Source organism: Candidatus Poribacteria bacterium, assembly GCA_026702755.1.
Lineage (GTDB): Bacteria > Poribacteria > WGA-4E > WGA-4E > WGA-3G > WGA-3G.
This window is the reverse complement of sequence record JAPPBX010000001.1, coordinates 56,313-79,718: the sequence shown is the minus strand read 5'-3', so window position 1 is coordinate 79,718 and position 23,406 is coordinate 56,313. Positions and strand designations below refer to the sequence as shown.

23 protein-coding genes are annotated in these 23,406 nt (G+C 48.2%); 8 read left to right on the top strand and 15 right to left on the bottom strand.

From position 1 onward, the window contains the following. Window positions 1-364 precede the first annotated feature (364 nt). The 6 genes from OXH39_00360 (at window position 365) to OXH39_00335 (ending at window position 4,301) form a co-directional block, all read left to right on the top strand. On the top strand, window positions 365-562 hold the full coding sequence (locus tag OXH39_00360; protein ID MCY3548882.1) for a hypothetical protein: 198 nt from the start codon (window positions 365-367) through the stop codon (window positions 560-562). 20 nt (window positions 563-582) lie between these two features. Continuing rightward, a complete protein-coding gene (locus OXH39_00355) occupies window positions 583-816 on the top strand; it encodes a hypothetical protein (protein ID MCY3548881.1) in 234 nt (77 codons plus the stop codon). Continuing rightward, window positions 813-1,649, top strand: coding sequence for a hypothetical protein (locus tag OXH39_00350; protein ID MCY3548880.1), 837 nt, complete (start codon window positions 813-815; stop codon window positions 1,647-1,649). The genes OXH39_00355 and OXH39_00350 overlap by 4 nt, the downstream gene beginning before the upstream one ends. Window positions 1,650-1,653: 4 nt before the next feature. After that, the gene (locus tag OXH39_00345; GenBank protein ID MCY3548879.1) at window positions 1,654-2,745 is read left to right on the top strand and encodes a hypothetical protein; all 1,092 of its coding nucleotides are present in this window, start codon (window positions 1,654-1,656) and stop codon (window positions 2,743-2,745) included. A gap of 77 nt (window positions 2,746-2,822) precedes the next feature. Further along, a complete protein-coding gene (locus OXH39_00340) occupies window positions 2,823-3,749 on the top strand; it encodes a hypothetical protein (protein MCY3548878.1) in 927 nt (308 codons plus the stop codon). 198 nt (window positions 3,750-3,947) lie between these two features. Further along, complete coding sequence (locus OXH39_00335) at window positions 3,948-4,301, top strand: hypothetical protein (protein ID MCY3548877.1); 354 nt, start codon at window positions 3,948-3,950, stop codon at window positions 4,299-4,301. Window positions 4,302-4,387: 86 nt separating this feature from the next. Here the strand turns inward: OXH39_00335 and OXH39_00330 are convergent, their stop codons facing one another. The 3 genes from OXH39_00330 to OXH39_00320 form a co-directional block, all read right to left on the bottom strand. Beyond that, a complete protein-coding gene (locus OXH39_00330) occupies window positions 4,388-6,355 on the bottom strand; it encodes a tetratricopeptide repeat protein (protein MCY3548876.1) in 1,968 nt (655 codons plus the stop codon). A gap of 269 nt (window positions 6,356-6,624) precedes the next feature. Further along, window positions 6,625-7,233 carry a zf-HC2 domain-containing protein gene (locus OXH39_00325; GenBank protein ID MCY3548875.1) on the bottom strand — a complete coding sequence of 203 codons (609 nt, stop codon included), beginning with the start codon at window positions 7,231-7,233 and terminating at the stop codon, window positions 6,625-6,627. Between the two features lie 25 nt (window positions 7,234-7,258). Beyond that, a complete protein-coding gene (locus OXH39_00320) occupies window positions 7,259-7,840 on the bottom strand; it encodes a sigma-70 family RNA polymerase sigma factor (protein ID MCY3548874.1) in 582 nt (193 codons plus the stop codon). 427 nt (window positions 7,841-8,267) lie between these two features. Between OXH39_00320 and OXH39_00315 the strand changes: the two genes are divergently transcribed. Continuing rightward, on the top strand, window positions 8,268-9,305 hold the full coding sequence (locus OXH39_00315; protein ID MCY3548873.1) for a DUF3500 domain-containing protein: 1,038 nt from the start codon (window positions 8,268-8,270) through the stop codon (window positions 9,303-9,305). Window positions 9,306-9,483: 178 nt separating this feature from the next. Here OXH39_00315 and OXH39_00310 read toward each other — a convergent pair whose 3' ends face one another. From OXH39_00310 to moeB, 12 genes are all read right to left on the bottom strand, one after another. Further along, window positions 9,484-10,317, bottom strand: a complete 834-nt coding sequence (locus tag OXH39_00310; protein MCY3548872.1) for a hypothetical protein — start codon at window positions 10,315-10,317, stop codon at window positions 9,484-9,486. A 16-nt stretch (window positions 10,318-10,333) separates the two neighbouring features. Beyond that, window positions 10,334-12,055 (bottom strand): PQQ-binding-like beta-propeller repeat protein, encoded by a 1,722-nt coding sequence (locus tag OXH39_00305; GenBank protein ID MCY3548871.1) that lies wholly within the window; start codon window positions 12,053-12,055, stop codon window positions 10,334-10,336. 19 nt (window positions 12,056-12,074) lie between these two features. After that, window positions 12,075-13,250: a hypothetical protein gene (locus OXH39_00300; protein ID MCY3548870.1), complete on the bottom strand. Its 1,176-nt coding sequence runs from the start codon at window positions 13,248-13,250 to the stop codon at window positions 12,075-12,077. A gap of 90 nt (window positions 13,251-13,340) precedes the next feature. Then, entirely contained in the window at window positions 13,341-13,661 is a 321-nt protein-coding gene (locus OXH39_00295; protein MCY3548869.1) for a heavy metal-binding domain-containing protein, read from the bottom strand. Then, the gene (locus OXH39_00290) at window positions 13,661-14,773 is read right to left on the bottom strand and encodes a DSD1 family PLP-dependent enzyme (protein MCY3548868.1); all 1,113 of its coding nucleotides are present in this window, start codon (window positions 14,771-14,773) and stop codon (window positions 13,661-13,663) included. The genes OXH39_00295 and OXH39_00290 overlap by 1 nt, the downstream gene beginning before the upstream one ends. 13 nt (window positions 14,774-14,786) lie before the next feature. Next, entirely contained in the window at window positions 14,787-15,740 is a 954-nt protein-coding gene (locus OXH39_00285; GenBank protein ID MCY3548867.1) for a fumarylacetoacetate hydrolase family protein, read from the bottom strand. A 106-nt stretch (window positions 15,741-15,846) separates the two neighbouring features. Then, the gene (locus tag OXH39_00280) at window positions 15,847-16,665 is read right to left on the bottom strand and encodes a phytanoyl-CoA dioxygenase family protein (GenBank protein MCY3548866.1); all 819 of its coding nucleotides are present in this window, start codon (window positions 16,663-16,665) and stop codon (window positions 15,847-15,849) included. A gap of 56 nt (window positions 16,666-16,721) precedes the next feature. Beyond that, a complete protein-coding gene (gene cysC / locus OXH39_00275) occupies window positions 16,722-17,339 on the bottom strand; it encodes an adenylyl-sulfate kinase (GenBank protein MCY3548865.1) in 618 nt (205 codons plus the stop codon). 276 nt (window positions 17,340-17,615) lie between these two features. Further along, on the bottom strand, window positions 17,616-19,313 hold the full coding sequence (locus OXH39_00270; GenBank protein ID MCY3548864.1) for a CRTAC1 family protein: 1,698 nt from the start codon (window positions 19,311-19,313) through the stop codon (window positions 17,616-17,618). Window positions 19,314-19,403: 90 nt separating this feature from the next. After that, a complete protein-coding gene (locus tag OXH39_00265; protein ID MCY3548863.1) occupies window positions 19,404-20,108 on the bottom strand; it encodes a hypothetical protein in 705 nt (234 codons plus the stop codon). A 183-nt stretch (window positions 20,109-20,291) separates the two neighbouring features. Further along, window positions 20,292-20,534 (bottom strand): zf-TFIIB domain-containing protein, encoded by a 243-nt coding sequence (locus tag OXH39_00260; GenBank protein ID MCY3548862.1) that lies wholly within the window; start codon window positions 20,532-20,534, stop codon window positions 20,292-20,294. A 49-nt stretch (window positions 20,535-20,583) separates the two neighbouring features. After that, the gene (gene moeB, locus OXH39_00255; GenBank protein ID MCY3548861.1) at window positions 20,584-21,771 is read right to left on the bottom strand and encodes a molybdopterin-synthase adenylyltransferase MoeB; all 1,188 of its coding nucleotides are present in this window, start codon (window positions 21,769-21,771) and stop codon (window positions 20,584-20,586) included. A 425-nt stretch (window positions 21,772-22,196) separates the two neighbouring features. Here moeB and OXH39_00250 point away from each other — a divergent pair, with 425 nt between their 5' ends. Continuing rightward, window positions 22,197-23,051, top strand: coding sequence for a DUF3800 domain-containing protein (locus tag OXH39_00250; protein ID MCY3548860.1), 855 nt, complete (start codon window positions 22,197-22,199; stop codon window positions 23,049-23,051). Window positions 23,052-23,406: the final 355 nt, after the last annotated feature.

Sequence of the window (23,406 nt, the reverse complement as noted above, 5' to 3'; positions counted from 1 at the left end):
AATTCGGCAGGATTTGGAAAGTCTTTCGCCTACCGTGCGGTAAGTTATAGTGAGTCAAATTTTAAGGTTTTAAAGGTTCTATAAAAAAATTGACAATTTTTGTATTTTATGGTATACTTTATATTGACGCTGATTTCATGCTGAAATATATTTGCTACTACTGCGTGAATCGCGTCAGGGGCAGCTCCCCGTTTCCGGGGTGCGCAGCAGGTGTTAGGAGCACCCGCCACGCGTAACACTGCCAAAAGACATGTTTTTGACAGCGCTGGTTTCTATTATAGCAGATAACGGTTTCCGTAGCAAATAACGGGTTTCCGCTGTGTGTTATTTATGGGGACCAGCCCCTATAAAAGGAGTGCCTAACATGAAAACACGCCTCTTGCGGTGGGTCCCCATCGCGCTTTTCTTCGTCGTGGCGACACTCAGCGTCGCGCTGCACTTTACGCGCGCTGTGCATGAACCTTGTCGTCCAACCCCCGAAATCTGTCACCCTCGAATACAACCGCCGTGTCAACCGATCACTTGTCCCGACGCGGACAGGAGACAGACATATACGCGGTAAGTAACCGAAAGGAGCCAACGATGAGAAGTTTGTTTAAACCAATACCTCTCGCTCTCGCTGTCATCATCTGCATCACATTTGCAGCGACAGCATTTCTACTGACACACCATCACAGTGCCATCGCCGCGGCACAGCGGAACGCCGAAACACAGAAAAGCGGCTGCGCGTGTTGTGGCACGATACAGCACTGTGGACCGACACACATCGAAATCCCGCAACAAAGCGGATGTGGATGCGGAGGAACACAGCGATGAAAAACGTCCTCAAAGACTTATTCAAAACCAGGATTATCCGGTTTTCGCTTCTCGGATGTATCCTCTTTGGACTCGGTATCTATTTCTATACGCAACGGGAGCTCAAACGATTTGAGGAATCACTGCCAAAAGCACCTCAACTCGTATCTTCCACTACCGCCACAACAGCGGAAAACGAGAACGCGGTGACTCCCACCGAAAATGCACAAGATGGACATGAAAACGATGGAGCATCACACGCCGCACCCCCTACAGTCGTAGCGAAACCGTTCTCGCAACGCGAGCAGATCGCCCTCGAGATGGGGCTGATATCCGCGGAGGAAATAGACGCGCAAGAGAAAGCCAAGCGCGAATTTTATGCGTCCTACGGACTTGAACCGCCGCCGCCCGGCTATCGTTATGCGAAAATTGGAGACGGTTCTCCGCAACTCGTAAAAGACAAGGACCCCATCATCAATGTTGTCTGGGGTGAAGGATACGGCAACTATCATCAACTGACCGACATAGAGTTGGCAAGGTATGGTTGTTTAATCGCAATAGATCGTCCATCTGTCATCAAACGTTACGGGCTTTCACAGGAAGAAGTGAACTTAGGGTTGGCTTGGCAACAGGAACTCTACGAAAAGACGAAAGGTCCCAGACCGACGATAACGGCGCACTTGAGTTATCCGTCAAGTAATCCGTTAACTGACCAAGAAAAAGAGGCGGTGTACCAGCGGATGCGTGACCGTGAGGACGAGTTAGTTCCGCCTCCGCCGAAATCGTTCCCTATCGATTATGATGTTTTTGACACAATCATCGCGGAAATCCGCGAAACATTATCAAGGAGATAATCCCATGAAATATAGAAGTTTTCTGTTTCTGTTTGTTTTATTTTTCGCACTTGTTGCCGTCGCCGATATACGGATGACGGGCCCCGAGGTCACTGCATCAGCGACGGCGGATCCCGGAAGAGCTAATGTCGTTACTTCAGGTACATCGACGCAGACTGCAAGCTATGATCTGAAGGTAGAAGCGGAAACTGAGACGTATGGAAAAGGTTGGGTAGGTGTCCGCGCGTCAGGTTCGCTGGACACAGGATTCCAACTCAACCCGAGTATCAGTGTTGAAAGGGTGCGTTTCTTGCTCGTTTTCCCAGAGCTGGAATTCACTACGGCATTAGCCCGCAGGACTTATACCACATCAAGCAGCGGTTCTCGGACGCTGACAGGCAGAGGTCATGCGGCTGTTTCTGCTGGTGGTAGTTCCCTATCGTTCAGTGGTGGTAGTTTTGGTGTGGGTGTGGGTTCGGGACGGATCAGCCTTGATGGATCGACAATTACCGATACAACCTCTTTTACGATAGGTTCGAGTAGTAGTAGTGGTAGCAGTCCAAGTAGCGGTTCGGGTAGCGGCTCCGGTTGTTCAAACAATCCGCTCTACAACTATTGCACGGACACGGGTTCTTGCACGACCCGCAGCGGATCGGGTATTCCCGGTGAATGCGGTCATAACTACTGCTGTTGCGCACCCGCCGGGAGTCCAACTTATAATGGGGGTAATACCGGTAGCAGTTCGGGAAGTAGTAGTGGTAGCAGTTCAGGGTGTTCAAACAATCCGCTCTACAACTATTGCACGGACAATGGCACCTGCACGACGAGATCACCATCGGGTGTTCCCGGTGAATGCGGACATAACTACTGCTGTTGCGCACCCGCCGGGAGCCCGACTTATAACGGGGGTAATACCGGCAGTAACAACGGTGGGAGTAGTAGTGAGGGGTCTTCGAGCAGCAGTAGCAGTTCGGGAAGTAGTAGTAGCGGTTACGGTTGTTCAAACAATGAGACCTATAACTATTGCACGGACACCGGTTCCTGCTCGACGAGATCGTCATCGGGTGTTCCGGGTCCCGACTGTGGTCATAACTACTGCTGTTGCGCACCCTACTAGCGGTAGCCCGTAACAATAACAACACGGATTCAGGGATTCGGATTCGACGACCGCTACCTATACTGCGGGAGATATGGATGATCCCGTTCACACGACAGCAGACACTTGGCACCCCGTGTGGACGGGTCGCCGCAGAGGTGCCGCAGTCCCTGTCCCTTGCGACGGAACCCTTCGTTCTATCTCGGACATCTATCGCGGCGGGGTTCAGTGCCGTCGATTGTGATTGCTTAGCAACGATGAGAGAAAAACAACGTTACGCTTTCAACAAACGCGCCGGAGGTCTTTTGATTACTGGCGCGTTCATTTTACTCGGCATTATTGTCGTTGTGGTGAGTTTTCCCTCGCCACCGACGGAAACCTTTATCATCAAGGAAACACCACAGTCATCCCCGCGCCTCAGTGATCAGCACCGCACGCCGTCGCGCGTCCGCTTGCCATCTTCCACTCTTCCCCCCTTGCAATCGGATTTCTACCGGACTATCATAGACAACAACCTGTTCCGTCCACTCGGTTGGACACCGCCACGTCCGAAAGAACCCTATCGCTTACTCGGCACGATATTGTCCCCAAACGTAGACACACCGCCACAGGCAATTCTACAAACAACCGTAGGAAACACAACACGCATCGTCACCATTGGTGAGGAACTTGACACCGATACCGAAGTTGTTGACATCCAACTCAAACAGGTAATCCTTTCAACAAAAGGGCAGCAAAGAACACTAAAACTCAACGCGACACTCTGGTTGAACACCTCACATGCGAACCGGTTCCCTGTGAGAAGACCGTCTCCTGCACCGACTGCGAAGGAAACCACCGATACACATCGCAGGATAGGATTTTCAGAAGGGCGGATACCCGCATCGACTGCTCCCGCGAAGAAAGCCACTGTCCCCCATCAGAACAATCTGCTTTCAGAATGGCAGACATCCGAGGGGCACCCGATCCATATCGGAGACGCACGCCTGAAAAATCCTAAAAAGTGGGGGTTGCACCGCCGATAATCATAGGTGTCAATTTCGGAATTTTTTGTAGTCTCTTGGAGTCTGCGAAAGATTGTATTTCCTCCACTGCTTTCTTGAAGATAACCTCCCTTTTCAAGTGAGTGTAGCTCCAGTTGTGCTGTATCTGAACCGGCAACTCTCACTGCGAGGAAAACCAACTGATAACCGATAACCAATCGAAAGGATTTTATTTTTCTTATGCCAGCTTTACCTATCAGAGAAATCAGTCGACTCAGGTATCACCTTGACATCCCCGGCTTCATCCAGGCAGCCATCCGATACAAACTCAACAGAGAGCAGGTCGTGATTTACCTTGAGATCATCGTCACCAGCACACGCGATGCCTTCAAGAAGATGGGGCATTTTGTGGAAATCGCCAAGCACGAGGACCTCACCCGCAACGAGATACTCGCTTGGCTCCACCTCTCCTATGGCGGACAGCTCGACCCGGAGCGTCTCAGCCAGAGACTCGACATCCCGTTTGAATGTGCTGAGAATGTGCTTGCTGGTTTGGAAGCGAAGGGGATTATTAAAGACGACCACGTGCTTTGAGGAGTGTCTGAGGACTGGTTGCAGTTTTCAGTAATCCTCGCCAGCGGCGTGAGGGTTCGTTAACACTGACCACTGACGACTGATAATTATTTAAGCTGTCTTCGCTTGCTTTCGAGTGATCGCATCACCGCATCTGGATCCGTAGTTTGCAGATTTCCGAGATCACTGACTTCCTCTATGAGCATCGTCATTTGGATATAATTATCCGTGAGGTGCTCTTCCGCTCTTTCGTAATAATAGGAAGCTTGCGCGGTTTGACCCTGATTTTCGTTTATGGCGGCGAGGTAGACATAAGCAGCAGCGAGACGTGGGGACTGGAGCCGATTTTGAATGAACTCCTCGAAAGCAAAGCGAGCCTCGTTGTAACGTCTGTCATCGTAATGAACGCGTCCAATCCGAAACTGTGCTCTATCGGCGAAACTGTCCTTATATCCCCCTGCGAGATACCGATCCCGTTCTGGATAGCCAATCGTGGTTTCATAGGCTTGTAGGGCTTCGTTGTAGCGGTGCAGGCTTCTGTAGAGTTCACCGAGTTGGAAATTTGCCATCATCGCCTGCAAAGTGTTCGGATGCTTTTCGATAACCCATTTGTAAGACTGGATCGCTTCGTTGGGGACAGAGAGTTGATCCGCATAGATAAGCCCACTACGGTAGAGTGCCTCAGCAGCATGGATTGAATCGGGGTGATGTTCTGATACCTCTTGGTATGCCGCAATTGCTTTTGGATGGTCCTGCAAGGGTTTCCGTTCGTAGATGGTACCGATTTGCAACCGTGCGCGTGCCGCTTCTATAGGGGTAAGCTCTCGGTTTTGAAGTTGCTCACGCAGATTTTCGATGGCTGTGAGTTGTTGCAGTGTGGGGAGTTGTTCCGCCGCTTGTTCTGCCTGAGGTGTATGCGGTGCCCTCGCAATGAGGTTTCGTGCGATATTGAGCGCCTCGGGAAAGTTTCGATCTGCGTGTGCAGTCTCCAATCGTTTTAATTCCACTTCCGCCATCTGTTCTGCGAGTTGCTCAATCTTCTTACCAATTTCTGTGCTTACTTCAGGTATACTCTTATCATGCATAGAGATCTGCCCTAAATACCCTGGGTCGAGTTGTGGTAGATAGGCATGAAGGAACGTTTCAAAAGCCTCTATCGCTTTCGGATGGTTCAGGCTTTTCTCATAGCAAACACCTGTCCAGTAGAGGACAGCGTGCATATTCCAGAAGTTGGGATATTTCTGTTTCAGTTTCTCAAATATAGGAATCGCCAACGAATACTTCCCAGTTTTACGATGGATGTTTGCCATTTGGAAGAGTGCTTCCGCAGCGAAGTTGCTGGTCGGATAATCGTCAATGACTTTTCTGTATGTTGCCATCGCTCGGGCTGATTGGTTGAGAACGGTATGCCGGACGTGTGCGATGCGCCATCTGGCTTCTGGTGCCATAATTGCGTTGGGATGCGCTTCCAAAAGGGACTCGTACTCTGCTATCGCCTTTTCGGGTTGATTGAGTTGGGAAGGGTTCCGGTAGAGTTCAGCTATCTGGAATTGAGCGATAGCAGCGAGTGGCGTACCTTTGTACTGGATCATAATGCGCTGCTGCTCCCTGAGGTCAGCGAGCGCGGTATTAATGTCCCTAATTTTCTGCAAGCCGGTTTTGTGCACAAAGTGTGAGGCTGGGGCAAGTTTAATCAGTTTATCGTAGGTTTGGATAGCCTCCTGATAGTTGCCCATGCGGCTATGGACATCGCCTTTTTTGATGATGGCGAGGTAGACTTCCTCTGGCGGAAGTCCCTCCTCTTCAAGATTCAGAATTGTGTTGTAAGCCTCAACCGCCTTGGTGTACTGGTGCGTATAATTATAATAGATTTCGCCGATATGGTAGTAGCACCAACTTTTCACCTCAATCTCTTTCGTCGATTCGGCAAGTGCTTCAAGTTTCTTGTTGGCTTCCGCATAGTCTCCCGCCTCAACTAAGGTGTGCACCTCGTCAAGGTGCGCGTGAGCAAACGGACACAAGAAAAGAATTAGAAGCACGTATGGGAGAAGTATAAGTCTACTTCGCGTTTCCATCTTTTTCTGACTATTGCCTCCTGTTAACCATCAACTCGTGCTTTAACATTTATAACGGAGGCAAGTTGATGGTTAAATCTCTCCATTTCGTTTCGCGATGGGTTTCGGTGAAGTCTCAAACCTTTTTGAACCTAAAGCAAGTTCTCAACTTCAATGGAAACCGTTGCGGAATGAAATTATGCCTTGAATGGCATAATTTGTCCGCCGTCCGCTATTCGCTATCGGATGGCTTCGGCTTTCTGCATTTATATTTGGAGTAACGCCCAGATTTAATTGTTTGAAGAGAGGTTCTGAAGATGTGCATCCGCAACCTTCGTCCAATTTGTGCCCTGAGCTTGTTCTTTCATTCGGTGAAGTCGGCTTTCTGTTTCCCATGAATCATTTCGCAGGTGGTGTGTAATCAATGCCTCTTCCAGATTTCGTTGGATGTCCTGCTGACGGTATTGCTCAATCCGAGCATAAGCGGATTGCGTTTCGGGCAGTTGCAACGTCGGTTCTGGTTGAAATGGTTTTCCAATGAATATGACAGCGGCAATCAAAGCGACGGCGATACTGCTTGCCGCAGCGGTTTTATACCAACCGAAGGGCGACCTGATGTTTGCAATGTGGGAGCGAATGCGTGAAAATAGCGTCTGCTCGTGTGTCGCTGCGAGCCGTTTGTACACATTCATTTCAATATCTTGGAGGGCAAGTTCAGGCACGTTTACTTCTGCCTGTGCCTTATCTGTCAGCTGAAGCACAGTGTCGTAGGATTGAACTGCTTCGGTACAGTCCGGGCAGTTCTTGAGATGTTCCTCGAAGGGCTCCTCTTCTTCTGGCGACAGAAGTTTGTAAACATAATCAATGGCTTGCCCTTCGGATTTTATACATTTAGGCATAAGTTCTTCTCCTTTCTTTTTTAATTTAGATTTCATTGTTTTCCCAGAGGGGTCGTAATAACGTTTGCAGCCGTTTAACGGCTCGGTGAAGGTGAATCTTCACGGTCCCTTCTGCCATATCGAGGGTTTCAGCGACCTCTTTAAGTTGCAAGCCTTCATATCGACTTAGCATAAAGACGGCTTTCTGTTTCGGCGAGAGTTGATCGACTGCCTCGCGGATGATACGCCCGCGTTCCTGATCTTCCAATTGTTTGACCGGGTCACTGTATAAATCGTTCGCAACGAGGTTCGCTTCAGGAACTTCCATGTCTTCCAATGCATAGACGGGGTGTCGCGTTTTTGAACGGTGGTAATCGATAGCGAGATTGGACGCAATTTTGTAAAGCCACGTTGAAAATTTGGCTTTCGGTTGCCAAGTCTCCAGCGCGCGGTACGCCTTAAAGAAGACTTCGATGGTGATATCTTCAGCGTCCTCATAGTTTCTGACTGAGCGCAGAAGATACGAGAAAATCTTTGATTTGTAACGTTTCATCAACTCATCAAAGGCGTTTTGGCGACCCGATTGGAACTGAGAGACTAACATTTCATCGTCAATCAATTTGTCCATAATTCCCGACTTTTGACTATCGGTTTGAAAGTTGTGTCTTACCTGATACAAGAGGCAGACGATAGCATGCTAAATACTTTCTTAAACGAGAGTCGTTTGAATAAGTTTACAGAATTTGTGGACCGTTGTCAAGAATTTTCAATTTTTATTCAGGCAGTGCCAAAACATCTGGTTAAAACGCTTGATTTTCAGGTGTAGTTGGTTTAAAATAAATTTTCGTAAAATAAACTGAATTAACTAAATTCAAGACTTACGCAAAATCCTTTCCTGCAGCATCGGAAGATTGGAAGGGTGGAAGCGTGGATGGCGGGTTCCATCCTTCCCTGTCTTCCATCCTTCCATCCGAATATTCGCTTTCTGCGTAAGTCCTGTAAATTGTAGGATGCTGTCTGTATGCTGCAGTCCTACACTAATGGAGGTATTTTTTGTGGCACACACACATACTCATTCCGAACGGAAGCCTTTGTTCATCCCCGCTTCGGAAACAGCAGCGCGGATGGCACAAGCGGCGGGGAACTTTCTGGACACACTGACACCCCCGTTACGCGAACAGGCGGCACTCCCATTTGACGGAAACGAGCGGTTCCGGTGGCACTATATTCCGATTGAAATGTGGGAGCGGGAAGGCGTATCTCTTAAAGAACTAAACTCGAAGCAACAGGAAGCAGCGTTCGCGCTCATGGAAAGTGGCTTAAGCGTGAAAGGATACCAGAAAGCCCGCGCCATTATAAATTTGGAGACGACACTTGGTGAGATTGAGAAAGCCGCTGGGGAAGCCCGACTTATGCGCGACCCAAGTTTATATTTTTTCACTGTGTTCGGAGATCCAACCGGTAATGGGGCATGGGGATGGCGCGCTGAAGGACACCACGTCTCGCTTAACTTTACTGTCGTCAATCGTGAACTTATTTCGCCGAATCCATTTTTCTTTGGGTCAAACCCAGCAGAGGTGCCCGAAGGTGAGAAGAAGGGATTAAGAGTCCTTTCCGCCGAAGAGGATGCGGCTCGCCAACTGCTTACGAGTCTAAATAACACGCAGAAGGGACAAACGATCATCAATGCTGAGGCACCCTCTGATATTTTAACGCGTGATGTGCCTAAGGTTGAGTTTGAGGCTGTTGAAGGATTAGCCGCAGAATCTATGGAGACACACCAACGTCAACTCTTGATGGATCTCGTTCATGAATACATTGACCGTCTCCCTGACGAAATCGCACAGATTGAGCTTCGCAAACTACGCGAGGGAAGCGTCAACGATATTCATTTCGCATGGGCAGGCGGTGAAACACCGAAGACACCGCACTATTATAGGTTGCACGGTCCGTTTTTCTTTGTCGAGTATGACAACACCCAGAACAATGCGAACCACATTCATTCCGTGTGGCGACACATTGAGGACGATTTTGGTGTCGATCTGCTCCGCTTGCACTATAACAAATCGGACCATCATGACCATGATCATTAGGTTATAGTAGATCTCGTAATTATTTATACACCAACACAAAGGCGAGGATACAATCCTCGCCAGCAGTAGTGGGGGTTTGTGTCGTGGCGAAGTGTAAACTTATTTTTAGAATCTACTATAATCAGGTCAAGAAAAAAGCCTCCAAAATTTTTGGAGGCTTTTTTGTAGACTTGTCCTGTTATCGGATGGATTTCAATTTACCCCATGTCGTCGCTAATTTATTTCCTGCTTCAACAGCGAGAACTTCATCAGTAAGCGTGACAAGTCCAGTTTTCTCGGAATTCTTTCCGTGAACAATGGAATGGGTATACCATCCGCTCCATCCCTTTTGACCACCTTGTCCAGCGGCTTTGTCCCCGTCATTGACACAAATGCCAAGACCGAACTTATCTCCCGCACTGAATTTATCACCTTTTACTTGCAACTCTTTAGCAGTGAATCTGAGTTCGTAGTAGGTTTTCTTTTCACCTTCGTTTCGGACAACAGCGATATCGTCGCCTGGGACGACACCTGCGTCGCCTGGCTTTTCATTTAAAGCCCCAGGAAGTATATCCTTTCCTTTGTCATCTAAGCCGACATTGTAGAGCCACATCTGCAGCCCGGCGCTCCGTTTGCCACTCATTTCAAAGGCGAGTTGTGCGCCATCGCCGTTCCATGCTGCAGCTGCTGCGTGTTCATGCTCGTCATCAGTAACAATAAGAGCGATATAGACGGCTTTTGAATCCCATACAATCATGAAACAGGTTTCGTGATCCTTGGCACCGTTCCATTTTCCACCGCCGTGTTCCTGAAAGACGTTGCCTTCATATTCAACACCACAAAAAGGTTTTCCATCAGTACCTTTGACGGTATCAAGGACCCCGTCCCATTCGCCAAGGTCACCATCGATTTTAACATCAACCCCTGTGAGGGCTTTATATTCGTCATGGGTTTTACTTCGCCACTGTGCATCTGCTATTGTGCTTGCGAACAGCACGAATAGAGTTGTTGCAGTCAAAACATATTTTTTCATTTTTCTTTCTCCTCAGTTACCGATTACCAATGACTTTGCCTGCATCGCCACTACCCAAACAGAAAATATACCGATCGCTTGAACCGATATAGAGCAGTCCATTGGCAATCGCTGGTGATGAATAGATTTCTATATTTCGGGTAATAATCCTCGTGTTAAATTCCCACTGCACCTCTCCGTCGTCAATAGAGAGGGCATAGATATATCCGTTTTTTGTTGCGGCATAGACGGTGTCCATCGTCACAGCCGGTGAGGAGACGACGGGACCACCAAGATGCGTTTTCCAGTTGAGTTTTCCGTCTGTTGATTGGAGAGAATAGACGTATCCATCGCGCGAACCGAAGGTGACGGAACCGTCCTGAACAGCAATCGCTGTCATGACTGCATCCTCTGCCTCATGTTCCCATACGATGTCGCCGGTTTCTGGGTCAAGCGCGACGACCTTACCGGCGGGGATGGGCGCGCTATCCGAAAAATTGCCTCTCCCAAGTCCGAAAAAGACGAGATTTTCATCGGTACTTGGACTGCCCCACACGGGATACGGCATCTGCTTTGACCATGCTTCAGCACCTGTTTGGGCATCAACAGCGTAGATTCGATAATCCCCATAGCCTGTGCCGAAGTAAACCTTGTCTTTATGCACAACGGGGGACATGTCAGCATGAACGTCTTTATAGTGCCATATTGCTTGTCCCTCCAATGCGTCGATACAATAGACACCATCCGCTCCTGCTGTAAAATAAAGTTTGCCTTGACTGATGAAAGGGGTCGATTCGACATGGCTTGCTGTTTGGAAGGACCAGATAAGTTCACCGGTTTTCGCGTCAAGGCATCGGAGGCGGCAATCGCTATCTTGGTGATAGCCTTCACCGATATAAACCCTACCGCCAGCGACTGCAGGGGATGAAAAGATTGGGATAGATGAAGCGTGTCGCCAGAGGACCTTCTGTGTTTCTGTATCAATACAGTAGGTTGCTCCACCGAGCGAAAATATTGAACCGTGTGATGAACCGATATAGAGGCGATTCCCAACAACTGCTGGCGACGAAGAAAAGTCAACCGCCATGGCTTCTTCCTCTCTGAAAACCCATGCCGGTGTTTCATTTGTTGGACCCGGGAGTGTGTCTGCATGTCCTGTCCGGTTTTTTCCGCTTCGGAAAGTTGCCCATGTTTTGTTGAGATGTGTACTTCCCGCGTCTGTGTTCTGAACCGTTGCCTCAAGGGAATGTGTTGTCGGATTCGTCGCTATCCTGATCAGGCTGTAGGTTCCCCATAGGAATCCCACGAGTACAATTACACTGAAAATAGAGGTGGTAACCTTGTGAGCAATAGCGAAGTCACGGAACTTGTAAAAAAACATTTTGGTCGTGTCCCGTGCAAACACAAGTGCGGTGATGAGCGCAACCCCAACGAAGGCAAGAATTTGTGGGACGATACTCAACAGTGCTGTAAGAGGTCCCAGCAGCTGCGGGATAACCGCATGCGCGGGGTTTGCAGAAGCCAAAAAAACAAGAGGGAGGCTTACTATGAGCAGCAATTTTGTATTGGCTCTCGGTTTTCGGCTTTCGGCTTTCAGCATTTGGTTGGAAGATTGGAAGACTGGAAGATTCTTTTCTCCGTTCCTCCCTTCCATCCTTCCCGCCTTCCATTCCAGTTTCTTGCTGACTGCTGACTGCTGATGGAAACCGACCGCTGCGCTGCTGATGGCTGACTGCCATTTTAATTCTGCTTTTCTCATCTGTAATTACCTCAGCGTGTTACTTGGACGTTTCCAAAAATCCTGTGGCGAAATGTACCAAATTTTCAAGCATCCGACGATTTTTGGAGACTTGTGCGCTCCTATCGTTGCGGAGACTGGTGACGAGGTAAATTCCTTTTCCGTATTTCAGTTTGGCGACGACAATTTCTTTCCCATTGTTGGTCGTTGCCAGCACTTGATATTTTTCGTTCCATCCGTTCCATGTATCATCAAGCGCGAGTTGCCCGGAGCGGATACGATTAGGTGCCTTAAAGAGGTCGCCTGCATGGTCCGTCGGTTTGAAATCGTTTCGGTGTGGGCTTTCTACACCGTTGAGGGCTTCAGGTAGCCACCCTGTCTCACATGGGCGGTCGTCATCGCTATCTTGTCCAGAGGCTATGACAATGCCTCCATTCTTTACGAATTCTTTAATCTTTCTCTCTTGTTCCCTGTTGAGTCGGTATCTGCCTTCGGAGAGTGCACGGAAACCGAGCCATAGGATGTCTGCTTCACGGAGTGTTGGTAAATTTCGGTCGGTTGTTGCGTGATAAACAAAACCAAAATCCGCGACAGCGTCGAGTTCAGCGATAGCACGCGGTTCTGACTCATATCTGTCTGTTTTGAGTAGTAGGAGTTGAAGGGCATCTCCACTGAGCATCGTACGCAATTCTTCTTGAAAATCCTGTGTTGAATCGCGTCTTGAGACTTTGTCGTTATTGAGATATTTTTCAGTGTGTGTGAACAGCCACCACCCCCATTCGTTTCGCTGTTTTGTGGTTTGGGTTTGAAACCATTTCCCACTTATGTGTGCGAGGCTATCAATTCGTCTGCCTGCTTGGAGATAAAAGATGATAATCGGTGCATCCTGTTTTATAAGACGCATTGCCTCTTCTCTGTGATCCACTTTTCCTTTGTAGACATCAAGTCGAATCTTAATCTCCTGAAATTCACTGGTGCCTTTGAGATTTTCTTCGACCTTGACTTTCGCTGTTTTTCGCTTGGTATTAACCTCAGTAACGGTTCCGAATACGACGTTGGTGCTTTCGGAAACAATTTGTCTGACGGTATATCGTTTTGCGATGTATCCTTCAGCAGGGACCTGGAGCAGTATGAGGGCACTCGCAACAAGTAAGCTAAACAGGGAGTAGGGTTTCCAAATGGTGCGTAATTTACAATTTAAGGTTGATGTTCGCATTGAATTTTGCCTCCTGTGTTCATCGTGGAATATGCTTATGGGATTCCACAAGCCAAGCCTCCCAGATATTTAAGTAGATCCGAAGCGAGTTCATCCAATCTTAACGGCGGTTCCGGTCGCCGTCACCATCAGCATGCCGTTACTGGCACCTAGTACTTCATAGTCAATGTCAATACCGACGACAGCATTAGCCCCTTTGCGTCGCGCTTCATCTTCAAGTTCTTGGAGGGCTGTTTCACGGGCTTCCGCAAACTTACTCTCGTAAGTGCCTGAACGTCCACCGACAAGATCCGTGAGACCTGCCATAAAATCGCGAAAAACGTTCGCCCCCATAATCGCTTCGCCTGTAACAAGTCCGAAGTATTCTCGAATCGGTCTGCCTTCAATTGTATTCGTGGTTGTCGTAATCATTATTGTGCTTTTCCTCTCGCGGCGATTTCCCAAACGGATTCAACAATCCCGTTACGGATGCCGTAATATCTGTCGTGAAGATTCACTGTCGTACAACAGTGGGATGGTAGAATTTCAATTTTATCCCCCGGTGTGAGGGGAACGTTTACATCGGACACCTGCATCTTTCCATGCTCCTCGGAAAGCCCTGTCATCTCTACGCCTGTTATACCGAGAGGCTGGGGAACGCCGAACTCTTTTGCGAGGACTTTCAAGCCTGTATCCACAATCATTCGATCAGGGGCTGGACGACTCACGACGGTTGCCAAAACCGACAACGAGCAGTCGAACTGTTCGCCAACACCTTCTACATTTCCGTAGGTAGAATCCATGAAGACGTAAGAGCCTGCCTGAACTTCTGTCATTTCTGGGATACTTCCCGTGATGTTAAAGGTTCCAGTGCCACCACCGCTCATGATGAGTACCTCCACCCCCCGCTTTTCGACATAGTGTTTCGCGTCTACCAAACGTTGCATGGCTTCCCGTGCTGCAGCATCCCGTTCCGCTCGGTCCGGTTTGGAGACGGTATGCCCTTCATAGCCCATTAAGCCTTCAAATTTCAGGTTTGGACTTTGGCATATCAATTCCGCAAGTTCCAACGTCGGTTTGCCGGGTTCGACCCCGCACCGATCCATGCCGATGTTCACCTCCACCAACATTCTGATAGTTGCACCTTTGGCGGCAGCTGCCTCGGAAATGGCTTGCACGTTCTGTGGGCTATCGACTGCAACCATGATCTCCGAGTGCTTCGCGAGGTTGATGAGGCGTGCAATCTTTTGTGCGCCGACAACTTGGTTGGCGATCAGCACGTCTCGAATGCCAGCGTGAATGGCTGCTTCTGCCTCACCGAGTTTCGCACAGGTAACGCCGATGGCACCAGCTGCGATCTGTTTATGGGTGATAATCGGTGTTTTGTGCGTCTTCATGTGAGGTCTCAGCGACGCGTTCACTGTGGTGAAGTAGTCCGCCATCGTCTGTATGTTAGCTTCCATTTTATCCAAGTTGATCAGCAGTGCCGGTGTGTCTAATTCAGTTTTGTGCATACCGATGAAAGGTTCGGTCCTGTTGTTCATTATGTCTTGTCTCCTAAAGTTGCTTAACGGGGTTTGACAGCGTGCCGAACCCGTCGATTTCTATCTGGACAACATCCCCTGCGGCGAGCGGTAGATCGTTCGGAACAATAATGCCAGTGCCTGTCGAAACAACGGTCCCAAACGGAATTGGATTATCACGCATCAGGAATTCGGTGAGTTCTTCAAATTTCCAGTTGATTTGAGACGTGTTGACATCACCTTGATAGAGTGTCTCTCCATCGCGAAGGACGGTGCACTGCATGTCCAGATTGTACGGATCGTCTATTTCAGATGGTGTAACAAGCATAGGACCAAGTGCACAGCATCCGTAAAAGACTTTGGATTGTGGGAGATAGAGTGGGTTGTCGCGTTCAATGTCCCATGCGGATACGTCATTACAGAGGGTGTATCCGATGATTTCTCCTTCGCTGCCGAGGACGTAGGCGAGTTCTGGTTCGGTTGCTGTTAGCGTGGAATCACTCCGAATGCCAATGAAACCGTTCGGTCCGACACAACGTGCCGGAGTCGCTTTGAAAAATATCTCTGGACGGTCGGCGTAATAGACGCGGCTGTAGATATCCTGTTCGCTATCGTCGTCGCGCATATCCGCACTGCGTTTGTAGGTTACTCCGCATCCCCAAACTTCAGGGGAATCGATCGGGAATAAGAGGTGTGGAACATTTTCGTCGGGGGCAACATCTAATTTCTTGAGCGTAAGCCCGTCGGATTCAGTAGATTCATTTCCTGTACCTGGCAGTGTACCGAGTTGGATCGGTGCGGGGGTTGCTACTCTCTCTTGGATATCGGCAAGTATGACCCCAATGCTCACCTGTTCCCTATCTGCGAGTTCCAGGACTTCTAATACGCCCGGTGATTCCTCGCTGGTTACGTCGATCACTTCCTCATCGCGGGTGACAATCCCAACCCGCTTCCCTAAGTTGGGTAAATGAAATTGAATTAGTTTCATGCTTTTAATTTTCCTTGCGGTTCGGTGTGGCAAGTTCAGACGAGATCGTTCTTCTTCGTACACCCGCTTTCCACTTCGTTCCAAGTTTCACGCGCTCGTTTTTAATTTAGGAAAATTCGAGTTTTGCCCACGTCTTAGCGTCTTTGACGACCGCGTCCGGTGTCCGTTGTGAACTCAGTAAATGTCCTTGTGTTGTCCGGAGCGTCGGTTGCCTGGCATCTTGATAGCGCCAATCTAAGCTCCAGCGTATGTATTCAGTACGGTTCGGCAAACCGCGGTGAAATAAGAGATTACTGAAAATAACGACATCTCCCGGCTCAATCTCAATACGTACCGCATCTCCTTCAACCGGCTTGATATAATCATCGTGGATGCGGAGATAGTATTCGTCTTGTTCGTGCGGAACAACGCCCCACTTGTGGCTCTGCGGAATGAATTCCATACACCCATTTTCAACATTGACGGGTACTAAAGGGGTCCAGACGTTCATCATCCGTAAGACATCTGCTTCTTTTGAAGTATAGCCAGCATCTTGATGCCATAGGACCTCAGTTCGTTTGTTTGCGGGTAACTTTGGACGGACGGAATAGTTCGGATACAATCGGATCTCTGGACCGAGGATGATACCCGCGAGTTCAAGTAGGGTAGAATGTGCGAACACGCCGAAAAACCCTTCCCGATGCAGTTCAGGACGAAAGATCGTCGGATTTTCATCTGGGTAATTTTCGTAGAGCCGAATCAGGCGGGTTTCAAAAGGAGTGTCGGGATATGTATTCGTCAGTTTACCTTCAGCAGACCGCTGCAACGCGAGTTCGGCAACTAACGCCTCGCATTCGTGTTTGATAGCGTCAAGCGTTTCCTGCTCCAAAATGCCGCGTAGAATAGCGAACCCATTTTCATTGAAGTTCCTGATGATTGCTTCCATTTCTATGTTCTCGGTGCGGCACCGTTCGCGTTGCGCGATATACCTTTTCTCGCGTTTTAGTTTCCAGCCGGAACTAAGCCAGCTTCTACAAGGGACGCAACGACTGCATGCGCGGATTCTTCAAGGGAAAGTTCTGCTGTATTCACCGTGATTTCAGGGTTCGGAGGCGGTTCATAAGGTGCACTGATACCGGTAAATTCCTTAATCTCTCCAGCGCGTGCCTTTTTATATAAGCCCTTCGTGTCGCGTTCTTCGCAGACTTCAAGCGGACAGTCGACAAAAACTTCAACAAACCTGCCCTCAGCAATGAGTTCCCTTGCTTGATCCCTGTCGGCACGATAAGGTGAGATGAAGGCTGTCATGACGATGGTTCCCGCATCCGCAAAAAGTTTCGCCACTTCACCGATGCGCCGGATGTTTTCCTCGCGGTCTTCGGGTGAAAATCCCAAATTCTTGTTCAATCCGTGTCGGACATTATCGCCATCCAAGACATAGGTGTGGTGCCGCTGTTGGTGTAATAATTGTTCGACTGCGTTCGCTAATGTTGATTTCCCTGAACCCGAAAGACCTGTAAACCAAATCACACAGCCTTTCTGATTCAACAATTTTTCTCTGTCTTCTACTGTGACAGCTGCGTCGTGCCACGTAATGTTAGTTGCTTTCTGTTGAGCCAATCGATTATTCCTCACATATTAAATAAAGTCAAAAAATTGAGGCTTCCAAGTCTGCCTCTATCATCAAATCTAATTGTATTACTATTATACGCGCGGGTGTCAAATAATGTCAACCGAAATGTAGGATTATTTAGTTTTTCACGCTTCAAGTCCGCCCGCTCGTAGTAGGGCAATTTATTGCCCGTTATAGATACCTTTAGAACGTGCGATGAATCGCATTACTACAACACATCACTTGTAAGACGAAGTTTATTGCCTGTTAAGTAGGAATTAAATCTAATTCGGTGGGTTTTCAGTGATGTGTATAGTTTGATTTACCGGACTGTCTGAGAAATCCAGTGTTTGGGTGTGCCTGTTTTGCCATTTTACTTTGATGGATTGGATTGTTTCGTGTGTGCCGATACCAAAATGGAGCATGAGTTCGCTACCAGAGGCGTAACTTCCACCACAAATCGCTTCTCTGAACTGCATTGTTTCGTTTGTCTGGACCCAGACTTTCGCCCCGATACCATCACGATTGCTTTCAGTCCCGACGAGTCGGATTTTTACCCAGTTGTGTGTTCGGGAATCATTTCGCAGTAACACGGGGACTTCACCGCAACGTGTAACGAGAATATCCATTGCACCGTCGTTGTTATAGTCGCCGATGGCTACACCGCGCCCGACAATAGGACGCTTGAAGAATGGACCTGCTGTCTCGGATACATCTTTGAACTGCCCGTCTCCTGTGTTCTTAAAAATCTGACACTTCTGTTTGTAGGAGAGCGATGGCGTAATATCTGATACGTTGTCCCATACATGCCCGTTTGCGACGAAAAGATCAAGCGCACCGTTGTTGTCCGCGTCGAGAAACTGGGTTCCGAAACCGAGTTGTGAAAAACTTGAATCGGCAAGTCCCGCTTCAAATGTTGTCATCGTGTAGAAACCATCACCGTCGTTGTGAAAGAGGCTGTTAATTTCTAAGGAAAAATTGGTAATAAAAAAGTCTCCAATCGCGTCGTTATTGTAGTCACCAGAGGCGATACCCATGCTGGCGGTTGCCCGCCCTTCTGAATTATAGGCGACACCTACCGTGCCAGCCATGTCTGTGAAGGTGCCATCTCTGTTGTTGCGATAAAGAAAATCAGGAACGGCATCATTAGCGACGAAGATGTCTGGATAACCGTCATCATTGTAATCTGTGAAGAGTACGCCTAACCCTTTACCGGTGTTGTTAACCCCCACACGAGTTGTAACGTCCGTGAAAGTGCCATCGCCGTTGTTTCGATAAAGCGTATCACGTGCACCCGGATATTCGTGCGGACCACAGTAGATGTGAACCCCTTCCAGAAAGCAGGCATGAGCTGCTTCAAGTTGATAGTCCAGATAGTTCGCTACGTAAAGATCGAGGTATCCGTCAAGGTTGAAATCGCCGAAGGAGGCACTGACACTCCAGTTGCCGTCCCCGACACCCGCGTGCGATGTAACGTCGGTAAAGGTGCCGTCACCGTTGTTCCGGTATAACTGGTTTTTACCGAAATTGGTGAGGTAGAGGTCAGCGTCGCCGTCGTTGTCGTAATCTGCAGCGAGACATCCCATCCCGTAACCCTTGTTTTGTTGAAGTCCTGCACCTACTGGGACATCGACAAATGTTCCATCCCCCTGATTGCGATAGAGAACATTCGTATGGTCAGGAGGTCTGTGGGGCTGTGGCGTGCGACTGAGAGTACCGCTGTTGACGAGATAGATGTCGAGATGCCCATCGTTGTCGTAGTCGAAAAAGAGTCCACCGGATCCCATCGTTTCTGGGAGGTATTTCTGTTCGGATGCGCCGTTGGTGTGTTTGAAGTGGATACCGGCTTGCTGCGTCTGATCCGTAAAGTGGAGTGTTGTTTCAGCCGCGGACGGTATCGCAGTGCAGCTGATAAGTATCAGGCAGGCGAATAGGAGGATTTCTGTCTTGGCACTCAGCGAGAAATAACAGTCGTTTTTCAATGTTTCCGTATATCCCGCGCTGTTGGTAGCAGTTAGTTTAAAAAAAATAAAAGCACCCAACGCGTGGGTGCTTTTAAATGTTTGTTCTACTTAGAATCCGCCTTTGAGCGCACCCCAAGTTGTCGTAAGTTTGTTTTGCGGTTCAACGGCAGTCTGTGGATCGGTTTCATTCGGATCGAATTCGACATCTGTTGTCGCGAAAATTTGGTCGATATATGTGCCATCTTCGCGATGGGCGATGTGCAGTGTATGATCACCGGCATCCAGTTCCACGGGAACCGGATCCTCGTTGTGTTGAACAAGCTCGAATCCTTCAAATGGACCGTCGCGCGAATTCAATCGGAACCAGACCCAGTCAGTCGTATAGTTTTCCCGGAGTTCCCCTGCTTCAAAGAAATCCCAGATATTCATGGTGGCGTTATTGGTCGAAGCAACATCACCATCGGCGGCATCGAGTGCCCAGTAAGCAGAGTTATCAGCAACTGACGGAGCGATAACACGTCCCCAGAAGTGCCAATCACCTGCGTCGACTGAGAATTCATATTTTACCCAATCACCGCCATCGTTTCCAGTACCGTTCGCTGAGCCGATGAAAGCACCGCCGGACGCTTCGGCGACGGTGTAATCGTCTACGCCTTCACCTGCGTTGCCCGGCTGATCGGACGGAACATCAAAGACTTCAAATTTCGTGCCGTTTGAATCGTTAAAGTCTTCCGCTTCCCAACTTATATATTTTTGTGCGAATGCGGGCGAAACAATAAGGATCAACATTGTCAGTAGAATGGTAGTTCGCATTAACAACAAACCTCCTTAAAAAGTAGATTAAAAACCATTATAGCAGATTGCAGAAAAAAGTGCTACATTTTTCTACATTTTGCGTGAAAGAGCGCAAAATCTCAAACAGAGACAAACTGCGCATTCATTAAACGATTTGAAGATTACTTCTACTGTTGTAGAACGCAGCGTGCATTCTCTCAGTTACATCAGCGCGTCTTCGACTTCTTCGGGGAGTTCGACCGTGCTTGGGTCAACATCAATCGGATACTCGGTGCCGTATGCTTCAACAAGGTCATCAAAAGTGACGTTATCTACACGCTCAAGATCATCACCCGGATAAACAAGCCAGACCCCGTAGCAGCCGTCGCAACTGACGAGATCTGTGTCGTTTTGTTCAATCGGAAACTGCGTCAACGGATTATTACAATCAGGGCAAGGTAGCATATACGTGCCTCTTCGGAGTCCTCTCGATCACAAGATCGATTGCTAAGGGTTAATCAGCGGCGGGGGCAAAAGTTTCTGGATTTTCCGCCGCTGCTTCGTAATCATCAATCAGTTTGGTAACGGTTGGGTTGTCGCCACAAAGTGGGCAATTCTCATCTCGGTTAATTTTCATCTCGCGATAGGTCATGCTGAGTGCGTCATAGAGGATGAGCCTACCGATAAGGGGTTCGCCGATACCGATAATGTATTTAATTGCTTCGGTTGCCATCATGACACCAATCACGCCTGGGAGCACGCCCAGGACACCGGCTTCACTTCAGCTGGGCACCATACCCGGTGGCGGCGGTGTTGGATACATGCATCGGTAGCAAGGTCCCTCGTGCGGTTTAAAGAGTGATACCTGTCCCTCAAATTGGAAAATACTGCCGTGAACAATCGGTTTATTCATCAACACAGCGGCATCGTTGACGAGAAAACGGGTGGCGAAATTATCGCATCCATCGACAATCAGATCGTATTCCGAAAAGATTTCTTCAACGTTATCAGCAGTTAACCGAAGGTTATACGGCGTGATGTCGATATCCGGGTTCAACGACTTAATTGTTGTCGTCGCGGATTGTACCTTCGGTGTGCCGACCGCTTCTGTCCGGTGAAGTATCTGACGCTGTAGATTGCTTAACTCTACGACATCGGAATCGATAATGCCCATGTGTCCGACACCAGCGGCACCGAGATATACCCCTGCAGGTGAACCTAAACCACCTGCTCCGACGAGTAGCACCTTGGCATCCAATAGTTTCGCTTGTCCCTGTTCTCCGACTTCGGTGAGCATAAAGTGTCGGCTGTAACGATCGAGCTGCTCGTGCGACATCGGTTTATCTTGAGCAGTGGGGTAACCCGCTGCTGACCAATCGCGATATCCGCCAGCAAGGGAGACGGTGTCCGTGTAACCCATCTCACGAAGCGACTTGGCAGCGAGGAGAGAACGGAGTCCCGCCGCACAGTAAATGACAACCTTTTGGTCGCGATCGGGAATATAGTTTTCAACCGAAAATTCCAGCATGCCACGTGTGACATGAACCGCATTAGGGATATAACCGGCGCGATATTCGTCTTCATCACGCACATCCAGTAACACGAAATCGCTGTCTTTTTCCTGTTCGGCTTTTACGTCGTCGATGGTTACCTCTGGGATTTCTGTTTTGGCTTCCTCAACGATTTGCCTGTAGGATTTCATAAGATTTTCTCCTGCAGAGATGGAATATGAAGGTCTGCGCTTTCATATTCTTATTTTATGAATTTTAGTCTCTTGCGTTTGCAAAATTATATCACAGAGACGTGATATTGTCAATCTTTTATTTTTCAGTGCTATAGGCATCCAATCCGCTTGTAGGAGCGACCTCCCGATCGCGATTTTTTGTAGAAGCACTCTCCCGATCGCGGACTCTTCCCCAGCAAAACGGGATATCTCCTTGATTTCTCGCCTGATGCATGGTAAATTTAAAATAAATTGTTTTAACTTGGAAACTCCATTTCTAAGCCACCACACTCCGCAAAACCAATCCGAACTTCTTTGCCAATTTCTACGACATACTCTGTTCTGAAATAAGGGACACAGATTTTGCCGTCAGTGAGGAAGATGGGCGTTGAATAAGACATTTTATGGAAAGTAAACAAATCCCAGAAATACATCCTTCGATCCGCCATTACTTTGTAGATGAAGGCGGTGACAGCACTCTCTTTTCCAGAACTGGGAAGGTATTGGTTGGGACAGAAGGATGTTCCCGATTTTTCATACTTGGTTTGTTGGATGTACCGGATCCAGTGGCATTAAAGGTTCGTTTTGATGAGCTGCGGGCACAACTTATGAGCGATTCTTATTTCAAGCGTGTACCATCTATGCAACCAGACGAGCGTAAAACAGCACTCGCATTCCACGCTAAAGATGATTTACCAGAAGTCCGCAGGGATGTTTTTCAGATTTTACGTGACACCGAAGGATTACGTTTTTTCGCTGTTGTTGCTGATAAATTGAGTGTCCTTGAATATGTGCGCCAACGCAACAAACGGGAACTTGCTTATCGCTATCATCCGAATGAACTTTATGATTATCTAACAGGTCGGTTGTTCAAGGAAAGGTTACGCCAGCGTAGTAGATACGATATTATCTTCTCAAAACGCGGCAAATCTGGGCGCACGCATTCTTTGCGTCGAGCAATTGAATTTGCACCGGATTTGCTACAAAATCAGATCAATTTACCCAGTAGTATACTAACCAATGTATCCTTGAAGGTATCTGCAGCGACTCCAAAAGAACATGCCGGTTTGCAGGCTGTTGATTATTTCATCTGGGCGTTACAGAGGCTTTATGAGCGAGGTGAAGACCGATATTTGGTATATCTATGGCAGGCTTTTGGACTTGTACACGATATGGACGACACACGCGAGACACATTATGGTGTCTATTACACACAAAATAAGCCGCTCACAGCAGAAACCTTAAGGGAAAGAAAATAAAAAAGCCAGGGATATAGGATTGTGCTGGGCCGTGGCCTTCCAATCACACGGGTGAACCCGAATTTTGTCCACTGGCAATTATATAATACTACATTATACGCATAATGTCAAGTAATTTTCGCATATTTTTGTCTTTTAACAATAATTCTTTCTACATTGAAAGAAAAAGAAATGACTGAGGAAAGAAAAGAGGAACTGAGGTAATTACTAATCCACAAAAGCGTCGCGATCCAGAGATCGCTCCTACAGAAGAGGACCGGGAATACAAATCAATCTAACTGAAAACTGAATGCTTCCGGCAATCAAGAAGCGTCCCTATCCTGAAAATCCTCTAATCTTGTAAATCCTGATTCAG

Excerpts from the sequence above, each read along its gene's own strand:
- OXH39_00290 (MCY3548868.1), bottom strand. The coding sequence starts at position 14,773 with ATGAACAACAGGACCGAACCTTTCATCGGTATGCACAAAACTGAATTA.
- OXH39_00305 (MCY3548871.1), bottom strand. The coding sequence starts at position 12,055 with ATGAGAAAAGCAGAATTAAAATGGCAGTCAGCCATCAGCAGCGCAGCG.
- OXH39_00330 (MCY3548876.1), bottom strand. The coding sequence starts at position 6,355 with ATGGAAACGCGAAGTAGACTTATACTTCTCCCATACGTGCTTCTAATT.
- OXH39_00340 (MCY3548878.1), top strand. The coding sequence starts at position 2,823 with ATGATCCCGTTCACACGACAGCAGACACTTGGCACCCCGTGTGGACGG.
- OXH39_00310 (MCY3548872.1), bottom strand. The coding sequence starts at position 10,317 with ATGAAAAAATATGTTTTGACTGCAACAACTCTATTCGTGCTGTTCGCA.
- OXH39_00345 (MCY3548879.1), top strand. The coding sequence starts at position 1,654 with ATGAAATATAGAAGTTTTCTGTTTCTGTTTGTTTTATTTTTCGCACTT.
- OXH39_00320 (MCY3548874.1), bottom strand. The coding sequence starts at position 7,840 with ATGGACAAATTGATTGACGATGAAATGTTAGTCTCTCAGTTCCAATCG.
- OXH39_00285 (MCY3548867.1), bottom strand. The coding sequence starts at position 15,740 with ATGAAACTAATTCAATTTCATTTACCCAACTTAGGGAAGCGGGTTGGG.
- OXH39_00350 (MCY3548880.1), top strand. The coding sequence starts at position 813 with ATGAAAAACGTCCTCAAAGACTTATTCAAAACCAGGATTATCCGGTTT.
- OXH39_00265 (MCY3548863.1), bottom strand. The coding sequence starts at position 20,108 with ATGCGAACTACCATTCTACTGACAATGTTGATCCTTATTGTTTCGCCC.
- OXH39_00260 (MCY3548862.1), bottom strand. The coding sequence starts at position 20,534 with ATGCTACCTTGCCCTGATTGTAATAATCCGTTGACGCAGTTTCCGATT.
- OXH39_00250 (MCY3548860.1), top strand. The coding sequence starts at position 22,197 with ATGGAAAGTAAACAAATCCCAGAAATACATCCTTCGATCCGCCATTAC.
- OXH39_00360 (MCY3548882.1), top strand. The coding sequence starts at position 365 with ATGAAAACACGCCTCTTGCGGTGGGTCCCCATCGCGCTTTTCTTCGTC.
- OXH39_00295 (MCY3548869.1), bottom strand. The coding sequence starts at position 13,661 with ATGATTACGACAACCACGAATACAATTGAAGGCAGACCGATTCGAGAA.
- OXH39_00300 (MCY3548870.1), bottom strand. The coding sequence starts at position 13,250 with ATGCGAACATCAACCTTAAATTGTAAATTACGCACCATTTGGAAACCC.
- OXH39_00355 (MCY3548881.1), top strand. The coding sequence starts at position 583 with ATGAGAAGTTTGTTTAAACCAATACCTCTCGCTCTCGCTGTCATCATC.
- OXH39_00280 (MCY3548866.1), bottom strand. The coding sequence starts at position 16,665 with ATGGAAGCAATCATCAGGAACTTCAATGAAAATGGGTTCGCTATTCTA.
- OXH39_00325 (MCY3548875.1), bottom strand. The coding sequence starts at position 7,233 with ATGCCTAAATGTATAAAATCCGAAGGGCAAGCCATTGATTATGTTTAC.
- OXH39_00335 (MCY3548877.1), top strand. The coding sequence starts at position 3,948 with ATGCCAGCTTTACCTATCAGAGAAATCAGTCGACTCAGGTATCACCTT.